Raw genomic sequence first — 6,006 nt, forward strand, 5'->3', positions numbered from 1 at the left:
TAATGGTAAAAAATACAATATTACTGAATTCTCCGCAAAAGAAGGATGCCTTATTAAATACCAATAAAATTTGGCTGCTTTTGCAAATTCCTGTATAATCATATACATATTTATCAAGAACTCTGTCGCAATACTCATAACATCACAAAAAAAAGGTAATATTTATCATGATCTCTTTACAACTAATTTCAAAATCTTTCGGCGGCCGCGTCCTTTTCAGGGAGGCATCCATCCAAATCGGACTTGAAGAGCGGGTTGCGCTCGTTGGACCTAACGGAGTTGGAAAAACCACGCTATTTGGCATGATTGCAGGGAAGGTATCGGCAGACAGCGGCACGGTCATCATCAATAAAAAGGCTGTAGCAGGTTACCTCGCACAGGAACTGGAGGCAGATGAAGGTAAGACAGTCCTTGAAATGGTTCTCGGTGGCGGCACTGAGGTATCATCAATTGAACACCACCTTAGGATGCTTGAAGAAGAAATAGCAACGGCCTCTCCTGATATAGCAGAGAAACTGCTGGAACGCTATGGTGAGCTGCAGTCCAAATATGAACTACTTGGCGGCTACTCATATGAGGCCCGTGCACGCGAGATACTTTTCGGTCTCGGTTTTCAGGAGAAGCACCTTTCTCGTCCGGTTGAAGAACTCTCCGGGGGACGGCGGATGCGCGTCCTGCTTTCAAGACTGCTTCTTACTGAACCGGACATTCTGCTTCTCGATGAGCCTACTAATCACCTCGACATACCATCTATCAAATGGCTTGAGGATTTTCTGATCAGTTATCCGGGAACAGTCCTTCTCATCTCCCATGACCGTGATTTCATGAACCGCATTGTAACACGTGTGGTCGAGGTGGATCGCCAGCAATTGATTTCATATACAGGCAATTATGACCAGTTCATTAAAACAAAAGAAGAGACGCAGCTTTTGATAGAGGCAACGGCCAGAAACCAGCAAAAGAAGATGGATGAGACGCAGCAGTTCATTGATCGCTTCAGGGCCCAGGCCACTAAGGCACGTCAGGTGCAGAGCCGCATCAAGATGCTTGAAAAGATGGACAAGGTTGAGGTTCAGGAGCAAAGGAGGACAGTGAGGTTCTCCTTCCCGGATCCGCCCCGAAGCGGAGAGACTGTCATGCGCCTGATTGATATTGACAAGTCCTATGACGGCAACAGGGTCTACCAATCACTTAATGCAGAGCTTCGCCGGGGAGAACGTGTCGCACTGGTCGGCTCTAACGGCGCCGGAAAATCTACCATGCTGAAACTGCTGGCTGATGCAATACCGTTTGACAAGGGGGAACGAAGACCTGGTCATAATGTAACAATGGCCTATTATGCACAGCATCAATTGGATTTATTGAACCCTGACAACACTGTCCTTCAGGAGATTATGCTGGCGGCACCTCTGGAGGTGCAGTCCTTTCTAAGGGCCATACTTGGCCGGTTTCTATTTACAGGCGATGATGTGGAAAAGAAGGTTGCCGTCCTTTCCGGAGGTGAAAAGAGCCGACTGGCCCTTGCAAAGATGCTCGTCCGTCCGGCGAACCTTCTCCTTCTGGATGAGCCTACCAATCACCTTGATATCCCTTCACGTGATGTTCTGGAAGAGGCGCTGAGAGGTTTCAAGGGAACCATCTGCTTCATTACGCACGACAGACACTTTATCAGGTCTGTAGCCAACAGGATTATAGAAGTCCGAAACGGTAAAGTAATATCTTATGACGGCGATTTTGACTACTACATTTATAAGACTCAGTTGTCTGAAGTCGGGTTAACGCCTCTGAAGACCAGTACAATATCCACAGAAACTGTCAGTAAAACCGAAAACTCTGCTGTCAGGGTTAGAAAGACCAAGGAGCAAAAGAGGGCTGAGGCAGAGGCGCGAAACCGCCTTCACAGGGAGACTCACAGTCATAAGGATAGATTATCACAAATTGAATCCGAAGTGAGCGATGCTGAGAAGCACCTGCAGGAACTGACACAGACACTGGCTGATCCGGATCTATACAATGATAAAGAACGGTTCTATAAGACAATGGAATCTCATAGCCGCACGAAAAAGAAGGTGGAAGAGCTGACTGCAGAGTGGGAAAAGCTCTCAGGGTTAATCACATGAATAATATCATAACCTACGGCAAATTGATGAAGACGGAAGAAGGTTTGCAATTTTGCAATGTGCTGATCAATATGTCAAATGACGCAATATTAATAATTGATCCTGAAACCAGCCAGTTCTTATACGTCAACAACAGGGCATGTGATAATCTGGGCTATGACAAGGAAGAGCTTCTTTCCATGCATGTAACAGACATTGAAGCTATTCTTCCTGACCACTTTTCATGGGAAATTCATGTGGCAGAAATTAAGAAAACAGGATCCATGATCATCGAAGGGATACATAAGCGTAAAGATAATACAACATTTCCAGTCGAGGTCAGTATCCGCTACCTTACTTACCTGAATAAGGACTACATGGTTGCCATGATCCGGGATATTACAGATAGAAAAAATTCTGAGTCTGCTTTAAAGAACGAGAGAGACCGTTTCATGTATTTCCTGGAGAATATGGAAGATGGTGTTTACATTGTTAATCAGCAACATGATATTGAATATCTTAATCCGGTAATTAAGCAGACGTTCGGTAACGATTATAAGAAAAAGTGCTATGAATATTTTCACAATAGAAAGGAAGCCTGCCCCTGGTGCAGAAACGAAGAAGTCTTCGCCGGAAAGTCTGTTAAATGGGAATTTTTTCGGGAAGATAAAAAGAAGACATATGAAGTTTTTGACATGCCCATCAGAAATCCAGACGGCACCATGTCAAAATTTGAGATACTTTATGATATTTCTGAGACTAAACAGGCTGAGGAGGCATTAAGTCTGAGTGAAACAAAGTACCGTACACTTGTAGAAACCATGCCCTATGGTATACAGGAAAACGACACAGACGGCATCATCACATTCAGTAATGACGCTCACTGTCAAATCCTCGGATTCACTCGGGATGAGATGAAGGGAAAGGACATTTTTGATTTCTTATCTACGGAAGAGGAACGTAATAACCTTCGCCACTATCTCAAGCTTCTGGTTAGGGAGCAGCCTCCCCCATCCACTTTTTTCGCAAAAAATATTACTAAGGATGGGAGGGTAATAGATGTCAAGGTTGATTGGAACTACAAGAAAGATTCAAGAGGAGAGGTTATCGGATTCATTTCAGTCATTACCGATATTACGGAGCAGCTAAAGGCAGAAGAGTCCAGTCAGAGGCTGCAAGCTCAACTCCTGCATTCCCAAAAGATGGAGGCTATCGGACGGCTTGCAGGAGGAATAGCCCATGACTTCGGCAACATTCTTACTGCAATTAAGAATTTCAGCTCAATCGGTATAAAAGGGACGCGAGAGTCTGATCCTTATGCCTCCAACATCTTTGATCATATAAATTCAGCGGCGTATCGTGCAATGAATCTCACAAGACAACTTCTCACCTTCAGCAAAAAGGATATTACAAAAATTGTCAATATCAGACTGAACAATATAATAAATAACCTGGTTGAGATGTTACACAATATTATCGGTGAAGATATCATTATAGCAACAGATTATGGCTCCAATCTCCGGCCGATCCTTGGGGATAGTGGAAAGCTGGAGCAGGTTATTACAAATCTCGTCGTCAACGCAAGAGATGCGATGCCAATACCTGGGGGAGGCACAATAATAATCAGGACCGAAAACATTCTTATTGACGAAGAGATCAGCAGCAAGATTCCTTACTCAAGACCAGGGCAATTTGTACGGCTCACTGTTGAGGATACAGGTCATGGTATATCAAAGCAAAACATCAATAACATCTTCGAACCTTTTTTTACTACAAAGAAGAACGGATCCGGGTCGGGACTCGGCCTTTCTGTTGTCTACGCTATCATAAGTGATCACAAGGGATGGATTAATGTCACGAGCGAGGAAGGGGTAAAGACCATTTTTGAAGTCTACCTGCCAGCCTTAAGCTCTAATGCTGGACATGATTCTGACAACAAGTTGGTGATTGATCATTCAACAAACAAGGGTGAAAGGATATTACTGGTTGAGGATGATGGTATCGTTCGGATCTCGACAAAAATGGCACTCGAGAAAGAGGGATATGAGGTGATAGATGCAGATAATTCAGCCTCGGCCCTCAGGATATTTCAGAAAGAAAACGGCAGATTTCACATGGTAATAAGTGACCTGGTCCTTCCCGACCAAAACGGTCTTCGGCTCATCAGGACGCTGATTACGCTCAAGCCCGAACTCAAGGCAATACTAAACAGCGGGTATATAGGCCAGCAGATAGATCGCTCAGAGATAGAACAATCAGGGATATACTTTCTCAGCAAACCTTTTGATATTGAAGATTTACTAATAGCCATAAGGGAACTGATCAATAAGAATTAGCAAGAATAGCGATTACATCCTTACGCCGCCCTCAATATCGTCATAAATACTCTTATAATAATCATCTATAGTATCACCCCGTTCATTCTTTACAACAAATGTAACACCCTCAAGCTCCTGAATACAGAAGGCGCCGGTAATAATATCTTTCATACAATCCTTGTTTTCCTCCCTTTGCTCCCCAGTCAAGACAAGTTTTTCAGGAAAGGTATATTTCCTTCCTATCAATCTTTTCAGTTCATCCCTCCCCTGCCGGATGGTGATCTCAAACTTCCCGTCGCTAAGTCTTTTTTCCAGAAACACAATATGCATCGAAGGTTCCTCCTTATTATTATCCAGGAGCTATATTTTACATCATGAGTACACCCATTATCAAGTGGATGGGGGTATATCCATCTGCATGGCCGCATGGTATGAGCTTCTGACTAACGGCCCAGCCTCTATATATTTGAATCCCTGTTCCATGCCAATTGCCTTAAGCTCTTTAAACTCATTGGGGTGATAATATCTGTGAACAGGCAGATGGTTTCTCGTGGGACTCAGGTATTGCCCTATCGTCAGGATGTCACAACCGGAATCCCTTATGTCTTTCATAACATCTACAATCTCCTGCAACTGTTCACCTAATCCTACCATTAAACCGGCCTTAGCCGTAATGTGAAGACCGTTCTCGCTGACGGTCTTCAAGAGTCTTAATGACTGATCGTATACAGCACCGGGTCTGACCGTTTTGTAAAGCCCTGGAACCGTCTCAATATTATGGTTTATTATCTCGGGACTCGCAAGGATTACAGTCTTAAGCGCTTCATCAGAACCTTTAAAATCCGGTATCAGGACCTCAATTGTACTCCCCGGATTATACCTTCTGATTTGAGAGATAGTCTTGGCATATACGGATGCCCCGCCATCATGAATATCATCTCTCGTAACAGAGGTCACCACAATATGTTTAAGGCCCATCTCTCGTGCTGCCTTTGCAACCCTCTCCGGTTCATCAAGATCAATAGTCCCCGGTACCCCACTTTCTACATTACAGAATCTGCAACCCCGCGTACATATATCTCCGAGGATTAGGAATGTAGCTGTCCTCTGATTAAAACATTCGCCGATATTGGGGCAGTTTGCCTCTTCACAAACCGTATTCAGCTCTGATGATCTAAGCAGTCTTTTTATATGAAGGTAAATGTCTCCTGCCGGTAGTCTTGTCTTAAGCCATTCAGGGCGTCTTTGGTGTTTGTAAAGGTTCATTGTGTGGCATTTACTATAGCAAAATTGGAATAATTGGACAATTCGAATTAGCTGCACCTTAAACAGACACACTTGACCACGCAGGGGTATTAAGTATTATAATAGACAACAATGGCCACGAAAGTTTTAACAGATACTGAGATTGAAAGTCGAAATGAGTCCAATCTTGAACTAATTCCTCCTTACAAAATAATCTTTCTGAATGACAATATAACTACTATGGATTTTGTCGTAAAAATACTAATGATGGTTTTTAAGAGAGACAAAATGACTGCTGTAGGTTTGATGCTGGAAGTTCATCACAAGGGGTCAGCTGTTGTGGC

The 6,006-nt window shown here is 43.6% G+C and carries 5 protein-coding genes; 3 read left to right on the forward strand and 2 right to left on the reverse strand.

The window, feature by feature from the left end; all coding sequences use genetic code 11:
• Window positions 1-167 precede the first annotated feature (167 nt).
• Together IT392_13125 and IT392_13130 are read left to right on the forward strand one after the other, a co-directional pair.
• Window positions 168-2,120 carry an ABC-F family ATP-binding cassette domain-containing protein gene (locus tag IT392_13125; protein ID MCC6545413.1) on the forward strand — a complete coding sequence of 651 codons (1,953 nt, stop codon included), beginning with the start codon at window positions 168-170 and terminating at the stop codon, window positions 2,118-2,120.
• Entirely contained in the window at window positions 2,117-4,435 is a 2,319-nt protein-coding gene (locus IT392_13130; GenBank protein ID MCC6545414.1) for a PAS domain S-box protein, read from the forward strand. The genes IT392_13125 and IT392_13130 overlap by 4 nt, the downstream gene beginning before the upstream one ends.
• Window positions 4,436-4,447: 12 nt before the next feature.
• On the opposite strand, the gene IT392_13135 is transcribed toward IT392_13130, so the two are convergent.
• Together IT392_13135 and lipA are read right to left on the reverse strand one after the other, a co-directional pair.
• Window positions 4,448-4,747, reverse strand: coding sequence for a hypothetical protein (locus IT392_13135; protein ID MCC6545415.1), 300 nt, complete (start codon window positions 4,745-4,747; stop codon window positions 4,448-4,450).
• Between the two features lie 60 nt (window positions 4,748-4,807).
• Window positions 4,808-5,683 carry a lipoyl synthase gene (lipA, locus tag IT392_13140; GenBank protein MCC6545416.1) on the reverse strand — a complete coding sequence of 292 codons (876 nt, stop codon included), beginning with the start codon at window positions 5,681-5,683 and terminating at the stop codon, window positions 4,808-4,810.
• 111 nt (window positions 5,684-5,794) lie between these two features.
• On the opposite strand from lipA, the gene IT392_13145 reads away from it, so the two are divergent.
• Window positions 5,795-6,006, forward strand: a 212-nt coding sequence (locus IT392_13145; GenBank protein ID MCC6545417.1) for an ATP-dependent Clp protease adaptor ClpS, incomplete at its 3' end; no start/stop codon positions are given.

It is taken from the genome of Nitrospirota bacterium (assembly GCA_020846775.1).
Lineage (GTDB): Bacteria > Nitrospirota > 9FT-COMBO-42-15 > HDB-SIOI813 > HDB-SIOI813 > RBG-16-43-11.

What these genes read in the sequence shown, in the direction of transcription:
- IT392_13125 (MCC6545413.1), top strand. Translation starts at nt 168, where the DNA reads ATGATCTCTTTACAACTAATTTCAAAATCTTTCGGCGGCCGCGTCCTT.
- IT392_13130 (MCC6545414.1), top strand. Translation starts at nt 2,117, where the DNA reads ATGAATAATATCATAACCTACGGCAAATTGATGAAGACGGAAGAAGGT.
- IT392_13135 (MCC6545415.1), bottom strand. Translation starts at nt 4,747, where the DNA reads ATGCATATTGTGTTTCTGGAAAAAAGACTTAGCGACGGGAAGTTTGAG.
- lipA (MCC6545416.1), bottom strand. Translation starts at nt 5,683, where the DNA reads ATGAACCTTTACAAACACCAAAGACGCCCTGAATGGCTTAAGACAAGA.